General features: G+C 65.5%; 11 protein-coding genes. 6 read left to right on the top strand and 5 right to left on the bottom strand.

The features are described 5' to 3' along the window. Positions 1–18 precede the first annotated feature (18 nt). The gene (locus BMI91_RS09135) at positions 19–744 is read left to right on the top strand and encodes a proteasome-type protease (RefSeq protein ID WP_078548680.1); all 726 of its coding nucleotides are present in this window, start codon (positions 19–21) and stop codon (positions 742–744) included. Here BMI91_RS09135 and BMI91_RS09130 read toward each other — a convergent pair. Both BMI91_RS09130 and BMI91_RS09125 read right to left on the bottom strand, forming a co-directional pair. Then, positions 725–1,708 (bottom strand): alpha/beta hydrolase, encoded by a 984-nt coding sequence (locus BMI91_RS09130; protein WP_078604742.1) that lies wholly within the window; start codon positions 1,706–1,708, stop codon positions 725–727. The two genes, BMI91_RS09135 and BMI91_RS09130, sit on opposite strands and share 20 nt — an antisense overlap. After that, a complete protein-coding gene (locus tag BMI91_RS09125; RefSeq protein ID WP_078604741.1) occupies positions 1,708–1,995 on the bottom strand; it encodes an SCP2 sterol-binding domain-containing protein in 288 nt (95 codons plus the stop codon). The genes BMI91_RS09130 and BMI91_RS09125 overlap by 1 nt, the downstream gene beginning before the upstream one ends. A 134-nt stretch (positions 1,996–2,129) precedes the next feature. Here BMI91_RS09125 and BMI91_RS09120 point away from each other — a divergent pair, with 134 nt between their 5' ends. From BMI91_RS09120 to BMI91_RS09100, 5 genes are all read left to right on the top strand, one after another. Beyond that, a complete protein-coding gene (locus BMI91_RS09120; RefSeq protein ID WP_244176594.1) occupies positions 2,130–2,633 on the top strand; it encodes a tetratricopeptide repeat protein in 504 nt (167 codons plus the stop codon). Positions 2,634–2,652: 19 nt separating this feature from the next. Beyond that, complete coding sequence (locus BMI91_RS09115) at positions 2,653–5,484, top strand: helicase-related protein (RefSeq protein ID WP_078604739.1); 2,832 nt, start codon at positions 2,653–2,655, stop codon at positions 5,482–5,484. Positions 5,485–5,493: 9 nt separating this feature from the next. Then, complete coding sequence (locus BMI91_RS09110; RefSeq protein ID WP_078600379.1) at positions 5,494–5,784, top strand: RNA-binding S4 domain-containing protein; 291 nt, start codon at positions 5,494–5,496, stop codon at positions 5,782–5,784. A gap of 101 nt (positions 5,785–5,885) precedes the next feature. Further along, on the top strand, positions 5,886–6,224 hold the full coding sequence (gene fdxA / locus BMI91_RS09105) for a ferredoxin FdxA (RefSeq protein ID WP_078520521.1): 339 nt from the start codon (positions 5,886–5,888) through the stop codon (positions 6,222–6,224). Positions 6,225–6,544: 320 nt separating this feature from the next. Continuing rightward, complete coding sequence (locus BMI91_RS09100) at positions 6,545–7,054, top strand: CarD family transcriptional regulator (RefSeq protein ID WP_075774088.1); 510 nt, start codon at positions 6,545–6,547, stop codon at positions 7,052–7,054. Positions 7,055–7,132: 78 nt separating this feature from the next. Here the strand turns inward: BMI91_RS09100 and BMI91_RS09095 are convergent, their stop codons facing one another. From BMI91_RS09095 to BMI91_RS09085, 3 genes are all read right to left on the bottom strand, one after another. Next, a complete protein-coding gene (locus BMI91_RS09095) occupies positions 7,133–9,025 on the bottom strand; it encodes a monovalent cation:proton antiporter-2 (CPA2) family protein (RefSeq protein WP_078604738.1) in 1,893 nt (630 codons plus the stop codon). A 120-nt stretch (positions 9,026–9,145) separates the two neighbouring features. Then, the gene (locus tag BMI91_RS09090; RefSeq protein WP_078604737.1) at positions 9,146–12,442 is read right to left on the bottom strand and encodes a hypothetical protein; all 3,297 of its coding nucleotides are present in this window, start codon (positions 12,440–12,442) and stop codon (positions 9,146–9,148) included. Positions 12,443–12,662: 220 nt separating this feature from the next. Then, a complete protein-coding gene (locus BMI91_RS09085; protein WP_078542083.1) occupies positions 12,663–13,946 on the bottom strand; it encodes an O-acetylhomoserine aminocarboxypropyltransferase/cysteine synthase family protein in 1,284 nt (427 codons plus the stop codon). Between the last annotated feature and the right edge of the window lie 56 nt (positions 13,947–14,002).

Here is a 14,002-nt window from a genome sequence, read left to right as displayed (position 1 = left end):
AGGGATCAGGGAACGAACATGACCTATTGCGTAGGCCTCTTGCTGAACGAGGGGATGGTGCTGCTGTCGGACACGCGGACCAACGGCGGGCTCGATAACATCGCGACCTATCGCAAGATGTTCACCTTTGAAGAGCCCGGCGAACGGGTGATCGCGATCATGACCGCGGGCTCGCTCTCTGTGACGCAAACGACGCTGGCGCGGCTGCGCGAAGCGGCGGACGCGAGCGACGCGACGGGCGACAGCTCGATCATGGAAGCGCCTACCATGCTGAAAGTGGCCGAGATTATCGGCAACACGATGGCTGGCGTGCGCAAGGACATCACGAGCCGGATGGATGCCGAGCGGGTCTCGACCTCGGCCTCGATGATCGTCGCGGGCCAGCGCGCGGGCGGCGAGATGCGGATGTTCCTGATCTACCCGGAAGGCAATTTCATCGAGGCGACCGAGGACACGCCCTTCCTGCAGATCGGCGAGCATAAATACGGCAAGCCGATCCTCGATCGTGTGGTGCGTCCCGAGACCAACCTGATCGACGCTCAGAAGGCGGTGCTTCTGTCGATGGACTCGACGCTGCGCTCGAATCTCTCGGTGGGGATGCCGCTCGATCTGGCGGTCATCAAGAAGGACGATTGCCGGATTTCCAGCCAGCGCCGCATCGAGGCGGGCGACAGCGATTTCGCGGAAATGTCGGAAGCTTGGTCGAACGCGCTGCGCGACAGCTTTACGCAGATTCAGCTTTGACCGGTTCGCGGGCTTCCAGCCCGCCCGCTGCGTCGAACAGCGCGGTGCAACCGTCGTAGAAGCGTTTCCGCGTCGCGGGGACTTCCATCATCAATTCGTGCTCGGCGCCGGGGATCACGTCCAGCTTGCCCTTCGGCCAGCGTCCCATCCGCTCATGGACCGCGGGCGTGTGCACGATCTTCTCCACCCCGCCCAAGCCGCAATAGCAGGGCAGGTCGGGGGAAGGCAGGGCTGCCAGCGCCTCGCATTCCAGAAGGCTCTCGGCGACCCAGTGGATCGTCGGGCCGGCCAGCGTCAGTTCGGGATGTTTTGCGGCCTGCTCGACCAACCAGGCCCACATTTCGGGATCGCGGGTCAGGCGGTTCGACTCGAAGCTGTCGCGGTAGACATAGGTGGTGCCGTTCATGCCGGGCGGATAGTTGTTCGCAAGGAAACCTTCGCCCAGAAGGTTCGCCAACACGATCCGGAACGGGTGCAGCAGGGCCGAGGTGGCGATCCCCCACATCGGCGCAGAGAACGCGACCGCGTTGAAGCGATGGTGCTCGTGCATCACCGCGCGCAGCGCGATCGCGCCGCCCATCGAGTGACCCACGATGTAATAGGGTTGCGGCAGGCTCAGCTCGTCTGCAGCCGCGATCACCGCATGCAGATCCCACTGGTAGTCCTGCAAGCCGCCGACATGGCCCTTTTCGGGCGCGTCGGGCAAAAGCCGGTCGGCCAGGCCTTGCCCGCGCCAGTCGATGGCGAGCATGGCATAGCCCCGGGCCGCGAATTCCGCGGCCGCAGGGCCGTATTTCTCGACATATTCGGTGCGCCCGCATCCCAGAAAGACCGTGCCGCGTGGTTGGGGCGGTGCTGGCCAATGTGCGAAACGTATCCGCACACCATCTTCCGCCGTCAGCCAGTAGGCCGCGCCCCCCTCGGGGCCGCGCGCGATCTCTTGGAAAAGCGGGGCGCGTTCCATCAGGCGAGCGCCGCACCCAGCTGCATGGCGAGGCCCATCGAGCCGTCGACCGAAAGCTTGCCGGACATGAAGGCCGCGGTGGGGTTCACTTCGCCGTTGAGCATGCCTTCGAAGGTCTCGCGATCGGCGGTCAGAACGACTTCCGCGTCGTCGTCGCCTGCGCGCACGCCGTTCTCGTCGGCAATGATCGAGCCTTCATCCTCGATCACGAATTTTGCAGTCGAAGAAAACCCATCGGGCAGTTTCGCCCGCAGTGCCTCAACGGCCTTGTCGATAACCTCGCTCATCGCGTCCTCCAAATTTGATGGCCGGGCTCTCGCATTCTCCGGCAATTGCATTACAGTCATGATTTATGTGGCAGCGATTTGACAGATACAAATGTGTCGTCACGGCATTTTGCTTTTCGGCGATGCTGGGAACAATGGCGGCATTCCCCGCCAGCGCCGAAACCGAGGGGCTCGAGCCGTATTTCAAAGAGTTGGCCGATCCGAACGATCCGGGCTGGTCGCGGGCCGAGGCGGACATCCGCAGGGCGTGGTCGCGCTCGGGGTCTGCGGCGATGGATTTGCTGTTCAAGCGCGGCGAGGACGCACTGGACGCGGGCGACACCGAGGCCGCGATCGAGCATTTCACGGCGCTGACCGATCACGCGCCCGATTTTGCCGCTGGCTGGAATGGCCGGGCCACGGCCTATTTCATGGCCGGGCTATACGGGCCCTCGGCCGTGGATATCGCGCACACCCTGAAGCTGGAGCCGCGTCACTGGGGCGCGCTTGCCGGGTTGGGGGCGATCCTCGAAGAGATGGGCGACGACAAGCGCGCGCTTGAGGCCTATCAGAAGTCTTTTGCCTTGAATCCGCATCAACAGGATGTGAAAGACGCCATTGCGCGCCTCGACGAGGCGCATCAGGGCACGGCTCTCTAAGGGCTGGAACGGAGCTGCGATGCAAGGCGGGCGGATCACGGCCGTTCTGGGGCCGACCAATACCGGCAAAACCCATTACGCAATCGAGAGGATGCTGGCGCATCGGACCGGCGTCATCGGACTGCCGCTGCGGCTGCTCGCGCGCGAGGTCTATGACCGGATCGTCGCGCAGCGTGGGCCTTCGGTCGTGGCGCTTGTCACCGGCGAAGAGCGCATCGTGCCCGAACGCACGCAGTATTGGGTCTGCACGGTCGAGGCGATGCCGACGGGGATCGGGGCGGACTTCCTGGCCATCGACGAGATCCAGCTCTGTGGCGATCCCGAGCGGGGTCATGTCTTCACCGACCGGCTGCTGCATGCGCGCGGGCTGCACGAGACGCTGTTCCTCGGCTCGGAGACGATGCGCGGGGCAATCGCGGCGCTCGTGCCGAAGGTGCAATTCACCAAGCGCGAGCGGTTCTCGGAACTGACCTATTCCGGCTCGAAGAAAATCTCCCGGATGAAGCCGCGCTCGGCCATCGTGGGGTTCTCGGTCGAGAATACCTATGCGATCGCGGAACTGATCCGCCGCCAGAAAGGCGGCTGCGCGGTGGTAATGGGGGCGCTGAGCCCCCGCACCCGCAACGCGCAGGTCGAGATGTATCAAAATGGCGACGTGGATTATCTTGTCGCCACCGATGCGATCGGGATGGGGCTCAACCTCGATATCGACCACGTCGCGTTTTCGGCCACGTCGAAATTCGACGGGCGGCGGATGCGTCCGCTCTTCCCGCATGAGCTGGCGCAGATCGCGGGCCGCGCAGGTCGTCACACCACTGACGGCACGTTCGGCGTGACGGGCGAGGCGCGCCCGCTGCAGCCCGAGGTGATCGAAGCTGTCGAGAACCACCGTTTCGCGCCGCTGCAGCGTCTGCAGTGGCGCAATGCGCGGCTGGAATTCGGCACCGTGGACCGGTTGATCCAGTCGCTCGACGCGCGGCCTGAGGGCGAATGGCTCACCAAGGGGCGCGAGGCCGACGATGCGCGCGCGCTGAAGGTGCTGGCTGACGATCCGGCGATCCGCGACCGCATCACCAGCCCAAAGGATGTGCAACTCCTCTGGGATGTCTGCCGAATCCCCGATTTTCGTTCGATTTCCGAGGCCGAACATGCAACGCTTCTGGCGCGCATCTTCGAGTTCCTGCAATCGGGCAAGGGCGTGCCCTCGGACTGGCTTGCACGTCAGATCGAGCGTATCGACAGGACGGGCGGCGATATCGACACGCTCTCGCGTCGTCTCGCCTTCATCCGCACATGGACCTATGTTGCGCAACGCAAAGGGTGGGTCGATGATGAAAGCCATTGGCGCGAGGCGACCCGCGCTGTAGAAGACCGCCTGTCGGACGCGCTGCATGGCGCGCTGACGCAAAGATTTGTGGACCGGCGCACCTCTGTGTTGATGCGCCGGCTCAAGCAGAAGGAGACCCTCGTGGCCGAGGTGAACGACAAGGGCGAAGTGACGGTTGAAGGCGAATTCGCGGGCCGTTTGGAAGGATTCCGGTTCAAGCAGGACGAGACCGGCTCGCCCGACGAGGCGAAGATGCTTGCCCGCGCGGCCTACGAGGCGCTTGCGCCCGAGTTCAGCCTGCGCGCGGACCGCTTCTACAACGCCCCCGATACGGAGATGGATTTCACCGAGCAGGGCGGCCTGATGTGGGGCGATACCGCTGTCGGCAAGCTGGTGAAGGGGCCCGATCTCCTGAAGCCGACCGTGCAGGCTTTCGTCGATGACGAGGCGGGTGCGGATGTGGCCGAGAAGGTCACGCGCCGTCTGCAGCATTTCATCGACCGCAAGGTCGCAGCCCTGTTCGAGCCGCTTCTGGCGATGAGCCGTGACGAAGAACTGACGGGTCTCGCCCGTGGCTTCGCGTTCCGCATGGTGGAATCGCTGGGCATCATCCCGCGCGAACAGGTCGCCGCCGAGGTGAAGGATCTCGATCAGGACGCGCGCGGCTCGCTGCGCAAGCACGGCGTGCGCTTCGGCCAATACACGATCTTCATGCCCGCGCTTCTCAAGCCCGCGCCGACGCGGCTGCGGCTGGTGCTGGCCTCGCTGTGGTCGGGTGCGGATGAATTCCCCGAAAGCCCGCCTCCGGGCCTCGTGACGATCCCGAATATCGACGCGTTCGATGCCGAGACCTACCGCCTGTCGGGCTACCGTCCCTCGGGCGCGCGGGCGATCCGCATCGACATGCTCGAACGTCTCGCCGATCTGCTGCGCACGCAGGACAGCCGCGGCGGGTTCGAGGCCAATCCGGACATGCTCTCGATCACCGGCATGACGCTGGACCAGTTCGCCGATCTGATGGGCGGCATGGGTTACAAGGCCGAGAAGGGCGAGCGCGCGAAGGTGAAAGCCGCCGATCTCGAGAAGGCCGAAGAGCAAGCCGGTGCCGAGGCGCTCAAGACCGAGCAGGCCGATGAGGCGAAAGCCGAAGCTGGCGGCGGCGAGCAGCCTGCCGAGACCCATCCCGAGGCCGAGGCTGCGGCCGAGGCTGGCGGCGACATGGTGGCAGCCGATGACGTGGCCAGCGACGAGGTCGAGGTCTTCTACACCTTCACCTGGGCGCCGCGTCCGCGTGGCAATCGTCCGCCGCGCCGCGAACAGGGGCAGGGCGGCAAGCCCGGTGGCGAACGTGGCGAGCGCAAGGGCGGCGGCAAGCCGCATGGCAAGCGCGACGGTCACAAGGGCAAGAAGGGTGGCAAGCCGCAAGGCGCGCGCAACTTCGAGGCCCGTCCGCCGAAGAAGGACAAGCCGGTCGATCCGGACAACCCCTTCGCAGTTCTGGCTGCCCTCAAGGACAAGAAGTAACGACTCGCCATGGCTGACGCGCCCGAGCGCATCCGCATCGACAAATGGCTCTGGCAGGCGCGGTTCTGTAAGACCCGCGGCCTCGCGCAGGAGCTGGTGCAGGGTGGCAAGGCGCGCGTCAACGGTCAGCGCATCGACAAGCCCGGCCGGGCGATCGGTCCGGGCGATGTGCTGACGCTGCGACTCGGCAAAGGGCAGGATGCGCGGATCTGCGTTTTGCGGGTGCTGGACTGCGGCACCCGGCGCGGTCCGGCGGTCGAGGCGCAGACGCTTTACGCATTGCTCGAACCGGAAGGCTAAGCTGTGAGGAATGCCGCAGCGAAAAGCTCGGGCTCTCTCTTGAAAGAGGGGGCATCCCCCGCTAGGACGGGTCAGGAAGCTGTTTAATCGGGGTTTCACCAATGACCTACGTCGTCATCGATAACTGCATCAACTGCAAATATACCGACTGCGTCGAGGTCTGCCCGGTGGATTGCTTCTACGAGGGGGAGAACACGTTGGTGATCCATCCTGACGAATGCATCGACTGCGGCGTCTGCGAGCCGGAATGCCCCGCCGATGCGATCCGTCCGGATACCGAGCCGGGAATGGAATCCTGGGTCGAACTCAACCGGAAATATTCCGAGCTCTGGCCGGTGATCACCCAGAAGAAAGATCCGATGCCGGATGCCGAGAAACACGACGGCGAGAGTGGCAAGCTGGAGAAGTATTTCTCCGAGGCGCCCGGCGAAGGCGACTGACGGGTCGGTGATTCTGACCAATTTGCCCGATTCTGAGCGAATTGGGGCGGTTTACGCTGCGGCAAAGTGTCAAAATGCGCCGCATAACCCACTGAAATCGTGTGATATTACACATGCGCGACAGTAACGCGCTTTGAAATGCACGCGTTTTTTGCTATATTACTGTTACAAAATGAGTTCGACCCCACCTTTTGCGTCGCCTGCTCGCCCGCAAAAGAGATCTCGTGACTGACTGACGAACGCGGAGCTATTCAGCCCCGTGGGCGTCGTATGCTCGCTGGATACCGGGGTTCGTGACCGGCTGCAAGGAAACGAACCGCATGACCAAGACCAAGAAGACCGAATTCCGCCCCAATGATTTCGTCGTCTACCCGGCGCATGGCGTGGGGAAAATCATGTCCATTGAAGAACAGGAAATCGCCGGGCTCAAGCTCGAGCTTTTCGTGATCTCCTTCGAGAAGGACAAGATGACCCTGCGTGTGCCGACGCACAAGGCGACAGAAGTCGGGATGCGCAGCCTCTCCTCGCCTGACATGGTGACCAAAGCGCTTGAGACCCTCAAGGGCAAGGCGAAGGTCAAGCGGGCGATGTGGTCGCGCCGCGCGCAGGAATACGAACAGAAGATCAACTCGGGCGACCTGCTCGCGATCGCTGAAGTGGTGCGCGACCTGCACCGCAGCGACGATCAGCGCGAACAGTCCTACTCGGAGCGTCAGCTCTATGAAGCTGCACTCGAGCGTCTGACCCGCGAAGTCGCCGCCGTATCGGGCACCGACGAAGAGCGTGCCGCGAAAACCGTCGACGAGGTTCTGGTCGGCCGCGCCGCCTGATCCCGAGATTAGCGGAACTTTTCCAACGCGAGGCTTGCGAGCCTCGCGTTTTTTTCATGTGCGCAGGGCAGGGGAGGCTCAGGCTTCGGGGCCGGTCTTCTCGCTGCCCGGTGCCTCGCGGTCGCTCTCGTCGCGCTCGCCGCGGCGGCGGAACTGCTCCATCATCGCAGCTTCCAACTCGGCGTTGAGCTCCTTCGTGCGCGCGATGTAATCGGGATTCTGCTCCACCGGGACGCCCGGCTTCCAGACCTGCGCCAGATCGCGCACCGCGGCCCGGTCGAGCTTGAAGAACAGCTTCTCAAGCTCCGAGGCCTCGAAGGCCGAGAGCCCCGCATTCTCCAGCACGTAACGCCCGGCGCGCAGTGAGCTGTCGAACATCTCGCGCACGATGTCATTGGCGCCCGCCCGATACAGGTCGAACACATGCGTCCGGTCGCGAGCGCGCGCGACGATATGCAGATCGGGCCGAATTCGGCGTGCATAGGCGACCAGTTTCGTGGTGTTCTCGCGCCCGTCCAGCGCCACCACCAGCACCCGCGCCTGATTGATCCCGGCCGCGGCGAGCAGATCGGGCCGCGTCGGGTCCCCGAAATATCCCTTGAAGCCGAAGGTCCGCATCAGCTGGATCGTCTTGAGATCGGCGTCCAGAACCGTCGTGCGCATCCCCGACATCGTCACCAGCCGGTTCACCACCTGACCGAAGCGGCCCACGCCGGCGATGATGATCGGCTGCTGCTCGTCGATCGCGTCCGGGTCCGGGCCGGGGGGCTTGCGCAGCCGGAACCCGATCTGCTCGTGCAGGATGAACAGCAAGGGCGTGATCAGCATCGACAGCGCGATCACCACCAGCAGTTTCTCGGCCAAGGCGTTGGGCAGGATGCGTTGCCCCACCGCGAAGGAGACCAGTACGAATCCGAATTCCCCTGCCTGTGCGAGGCTCAGCGTGAACAGCGAGCGATCCGGCCCGCGGATCTTGAACAGCACCGACAGGCCGTAAAGCACCGCCGATTTCAGCGCGACCAGCAGGAAGACCAGCGCGAAGATATTGGCGGGTTGCGCAGTGATGACGTCGAAATTGATGCCCGCGCCCACGGTGATGAAGAAGAGCCCCATCAGCAGCCCTTTGAAGGGCTCGATGTCGGATTCCATCTCGTGCTTGAACTCGCTATCGGCCAGCACGACACCGGCGAGGAAGGTGCCAAGCGCGGGCGAGAGGCCTACTAGGTTCATCAGGCTCGCGATGCCCACCACGATCAGCAGGGCCATCGCGGTATTCACCTCGCGCAGCCGCGCGCCTTGAACGAAGCGGAAGAGCGGGCGCACGAGGTAGTGCCCCATCAAGACGGTGAGGGCGACGGCGGCCAGCGTGATCACCGTGACACCCCAGGCGGGCAGCGAGTCGATCAGCCGGGCCACGACATGATCGCCATGCCCCGCCTTGGCCACCGCGCGCGCGCCGGGCAGCGCCAGAAGCGGCATCAGCGCCAGCATCGGGATCACCGCGATATCCTGCGTCAACAACACCGCAAACGAGGACCGCCCGCCCGCCGTCTGCATCAGCCGCTTCTCGTTAAGCGTCTGCAGCACGATTGCGGTCGAGGAGAGAGACAGCGTCATCCCGATCGCCAGCGAGACGCGGAAATCCTCGCCCATCGCCATGACGATCGCCGTCACCAGCACCATGGTGACCAGCACCTGCAACCCGCCAAGGCCGATCAGCTTGTCGCGCATCGCCCAAAGTGCGCGCGGCTCCAGTTCCAGCCCGATCAGAAACAGCATCATCACCACACCGAATTCCGCGAAGTGCTGGAGGTCGGTCATTTCCGCGCCGGAGAGGCCCGTGGCGGGGCCGATCAGGATGCCCGCGATCAGATAGCCCAGCACCGAGCCGAGGCCCGCACGCGTGGCCAGCGGGACCGCGATGACCATCGCGAGCAGGTAGAACGTGGCTTGGAACAGAAAGCTTTCCATCGGCGGCTTACATCCTTGAGCGATGCGCGGGGAAGGCGCGCGACGCGGCTATTCCCCAGCGTAGTCCGGCGCGGGCGGTGCGCAAGGGCGCGAGGATAAGAATGATTGCGCCGAGCGCGGTTAGCCGCCTTGCAGCAGCTTCAGCGTCAGGTTGCGCGACCCTTTCTTGTAGGTCAGCGCGTTGGAGCCGATCTGCGTCACGCGCCCGCCATCCAGCCTGTCACCCACCCCCACTTTCACGAAACGCCCATTCGAGAGCCGCACCAGTGCGCGCCGGTTCGAAGACGAGCCGTAAAGCCCGATCAGGTTGATCTTGCGCAGGTTGATCACGTTCTCTTCGGTCGCCTGACGGGCGACGGAGGCCGAGGTCGGCAGGCGCGGCGGTGCGGCGGTGGGCTCGGGCTCGTCGAGATCGGCGGGCCTCGGGTCGGGCACGGGAGTGGCGACCGGGGCGCGCGCAGCCGCTGCGGCGACCGACGGGGCGGGCTCGGCGGCTATCGCGGCGGCCAGCGCCTTCTCGACCGAGCGCGAGAAATTGCGCGGTTTGGTCGGCGGGGTGGCCGAGCGCGCCACGGCCAGAGCGGTCGCGCCCGCGAAGGGATCGGTGTTCTCGGCGACGGCGTCGTCTTGCGCCTGCACCGCTGCGGAGACAGCTTCCTGGATCGAGGTCGGGCGACGCTCGGGGCGGAGCGCGGCGAGTTCGGGGTTCGCGACCGCGGCCGATTCCGAAGCGGGCGCCTGCGTCGAGGCGAGCTCGGTCACAGCGTCGGGCCGGGCCGTCGGGCGCGTCGTCTGGAGTTCGGGGTTGGGCTGCAGCGCCGGGTCGAGCGCGCCTTGATCGTTCGGATCGGCCTGCGCGGCGGGAGCGGTCTGCTCCGGTGCGGGCGCGGCACCGGTAAGGTCCTCGGGGCGGCTGGCCGGGCGGAAGCCCGAGAGCGACGGGATCGCGCCCAGCGTGCCTTCCGGCGTGACCGGTTGCGTCGCGGCATAGGCCTGCGCGACCGCTTCGGGGCGGGAGCCCGGTGTGACGTCGGGCTCGCCCGCGAACAGCGTGAAGCCGCCCGGCATCTCGACCCCGTCTTCCGTCGGCGTGACGGGCGGGGTGTCCGGCGTCAGCGTCTCGGCGCTTGGCGGATCGAGCGGCGTCGCGGTGAAGGCTGGCAGGTCGGAGGGCTGCGTCTCGGTCGTCGCAGTTTGCGCGTCGCTCGCCGGGGGCTCGGTTGTGTCGCTCTGCGGGGCGTCGCTGGTTGCCGTTTCGCTGATAGCGGCGTCCGCTTGGGTGTCAGGCGTGCGGTCCGTCGCCGCTGCCTGCGTATTCGGTGCGGTGTCGGCGGCCGTGTCTGCTGCGGTGTCGGGAGTGTCCGGCTGCGTATCTGCGGGCTGGTCTGCCGTGGCCGTATCGGCTGGCTGCGTATCGGTAGGCTGCTCGGTTGCCGCCGTCTCAGTGTCCGTCTCGGCGGGCGTCGCCTCGTCCGTCGCCGCGGTGTCGTCGGTCGCGGGCGTGGCGGCCTCGTCGCTCTGTGCCGCCGGTGCGGGCTGCTCATCGGCAGGGGCGAGCGCCGCGACCTGATCGCTCTCGAGGGCAGGCTGTTCGGGTGCCGCGTCGGCTTGCGCCTGCGAGTCCGGCTCCGCGGCTTCGGGAACTGCGGTCGTGTCGGGCGTGGCCGGTGCGAGTGCGGTCTGCTCGGGTGCGTCATTCGCATCCGGGGCAGGCGCTTCGGCGATTGCGTCCGCCGGTGCATCGACGGGAGCGGGGTCATCGAGCAGGGTGGTCCAGAGCGCGATGATCGCCAGAACCAGCACCAGCGCGCCGGTGAGCATCAGCCCGAGATGGCGCGGCTTGCCGCCGGTCGTGGGCCGCTTGGTGCCGCCGAAAACCGTCTTGTCCTGCGAGGTCTCGACGATGGGTGCCGGGGTCGCGGTGCTCGGATCCGGCCCGTCCTTTGCCTCCTTGCGCAACAGCGAGGTCGAAGGTTTCGCGCCAAGCGCGCCCGCGCCGCCGGTGCCCTTGCGTGCGGCGGTGCCCACAGCTTTGGTCCCTTTCGCTCCGGTTTTCGGAGCCGTTTTCGGCTCAAAACGCGGATCGGGCTCGTCGAAATCGAGGGTCGGTGCCGTGATCTTGGCGCTGCCCGAGGCGATCTCGCTGCGATCGGGCTGAGGGTGGAGCCGGGTGGCTCCGCCGAGCCGGGGGGGCGTCTCGTTCACGGTCACGGTGCTCGTGTGATCCCGGCGCGAGGCGAAAGCGGCGGCGATTACGCTGGCATCGGATTTCGGCAGATCGTCGTCGTCATCCTCGGCCGTATCGTGGCCTTCGTCCTCCGAGTTAGAGCTCGCCTCCTCGGGCTTTGCGTCGGGTTCTGTGGCGTCGGGCACGGCAGGGGTGGCGGCAAGGCCTGCCGCAGCCAACGACGCGTCCGAAGGCTCAACGCCAGCCTCGGCGTCATCAATGGACGTATCGTTCGGCTCGACCTTGGCAAACTCGACGGCGTCGGTCGCCTCGGTTTCCTCCGCCGCGACTTCTCCAGCCGCGACCGCTTCGGCAGCCTTGGCAGCGGGGCTTTCCGCGCCGGGTGTGTCTTCGCTCGGGGTTTCGGGCGTACCCGTATCTTGCGCGTCCGTTTCAGCCTCAGAGGCCGCGAGCAGATCGGAGAATTCGCCCGGCTCTTCCGGCAGGGTGGGCTCGTATTCCTCCGCCGAAGCCACCTCCGTCGGTTGGTCTAAGGCGCTCAATTCGGCCAGTTCGGTTTCCGAGACCGCGCTATCGTCGGCAAGATCCGTGATGTCGCTTTGCGTGTCGGCGGGTGCCGCCTCAGCGGCGGGCGCCTCCGGCATCACGGCTCCCGCCGATGCCTCAGTCGCCTCCTCGGACAGGTCGACCGCCACGATCAACGCGGATTTGTCGGGCTCGACATGCGCGCCTTCGGGGATGTGCTGCGCGACCGAAGAGGTCAGGCCAAAATGCGGCTCCCCGGGAAAATCGCCGGGCTCGGGGGCGGCGACGAAGCTGACCGGGTTGAAACCGTTTTCCTGCGCGAAGCTCTCGGCTTCCTTCAGCGTCTCGCGCGCGATCACGGCGACCTGCACAGTCTGGCCGGGGCCTGCGAAATCATAGACCAGCTCGCTGACCGGGTAGGGCGTCATGCCCTCCAGCGCCGTCTCGATCTGGGTCTTGCGCTGCGCGGGGCTCGGTCCGGGCGCATAGATCGCGGTGTAGAGGATCTGCGAATCCGGCAGCACGAGCTTCGAGGTGAAGCCGCGCGGGGCCTGCGCCCGTGCCTTGTCGCGCAGGGCGGCGACCTCGGCCATTGGATCATCGCCTTCGAGCGCGGCCTCGCCCAGAAGCGTCCAGCCCTCTTTCGCGCGGTGCACCAGAGCGATGCCATCATGCGAGAGGATCAATGCAAAATCGGGTTTCATGGGTACTGCGCGCGCCTCGGAGCGGTCCGGTCCAACTCTTCACATCTTCGTAAAGGAGATTCGATCTTCTGAAAAGCGTCGCGACCGGGGCGGAGCGGGCAATTGCCGGTTTTCCACTGTTTCGACGGCGTAGCCGCAGCGAGCGCCGGAAGAAATGTTCGAAATGCAATGAGAAGTGGTTTGAATGGCGCGCCGGTATCGCGGCGCGCCATGTTTGTTATCAGCTGGTTGCGGCGCTCAGCGCCTGATCGAGATCGGCGATCAGATCGTCGACATTCTCGATGCCGATCGAGAGGCGCACCACGTTCGGCGCGGCCCCTGCGGCGATTTGCTGCGCCTCGGTCAGCTGGCGGTGCGTGGTCGAAGCGGAGTGGATGATCAGCGAGCGCGCATCGCCCAAATTCGCGACATGGCTGAACAGTTTGAGGTTGTTCACCAGCTTCACACAGGCGTCGTAGCCGCCCTTCACCGCGACGGTGAACAGCCCGCCTGCACCTTTCGGCGAGATGGTCTTCATCCGCTCGTGCCAGGGCGAGCTTTCCAGCCCGGCATAGGTCACGTAGTCGATGCGCGGATCCTTCTCGAGCCATTCGGCCACAGCCTTGGCATTGGCGTTGTGCTTGTCCATCCGCAGGCTCAGCGTCTCGATCCCCATCAGCGTGTAATGCGCGCCTTGCGGGTTCATCGTCATGCCGAGATCGCGCAGCCCCACCGCGATCGAGTGGAAGGTGAAGGCCATCGGCCCCAGCGCCTCGTGGAATTTCAGCCCGTGATAGGCGGGTTCGGGCTCGCTCAGCGAGGGGAACTTGCCTGAGGCCGACCAGTCGAACTTGCCGCTATCGACGACGCAGCCGCCGGTGACGGTGCCGTTGCCGGTCATGTATTTCGTCAGCGAGTGGACGACGAGCGTCGCGCCATGTTCGATCGGGCGGCACAGGTACGGGGTGGCCAGCGTGTTGTCGACGATCAGCGGCAGGCCGACCTTGTCGGCGACTTTCGCCACCGCCGGGAGGTCGGTGATGTAGCCGCCCGGGTTCGAGATCGACTCGCAGAAGATCGCGCGGGTGTTCTCGTCCACCGCCGCTTCCAGCGCTTCGAGATCGTCGAAATCGACGAAGGTGCAGGACCAGCCGAAGCGTTTGATCGTGTGGCTGAACTGGGTGATCGAGCCGCCATAGAGCCGCGTCGAGGCCACGATATTCAGCCCCGGCCCCATCAGCGGGAAGAGCGCCATGATCTGCGCCGCGTGCCCCGAGGAACAGGTGACCCCGCCCGCAGCACCTTCCAGCGCCGCGACACGTTCGGCCAGTTTCATCACTGTGGGGTTGGTCAGGCGCGAATAGATGAAGCCCACTTCTTCGAGGTTGAACAGCCGCGCCGCGTGGTCGGCGTCTTTGAAGGCATAAGATGTGGTCTGGTAAATCGGCACCTGCACCGCGCCGGTCGCGGGATCGGGCTCGGCGGCGGCGTGAATTTGCAGGGTGTCGAAAGCGTATTCGGACATGGTCTGGGGCTCCTCTTCTCTTGCCGAGACGTTAGCTGCGCGAAAGAGAGCCGACA

The sequence above is a fragment of the Thioclava sediminum genome (assembly GCF_002020355.1).
Classification (GTDB): domain Bacteria; phylum Pseudomonadota; class Alphaproteobacteria; order Rhodobacterales; family Rhodobacteraceae; genus Thioclava; species Thioclava sediminum.
This window is presented reverse-complemented; position numbering and strand designations above follow the sequence as displayed.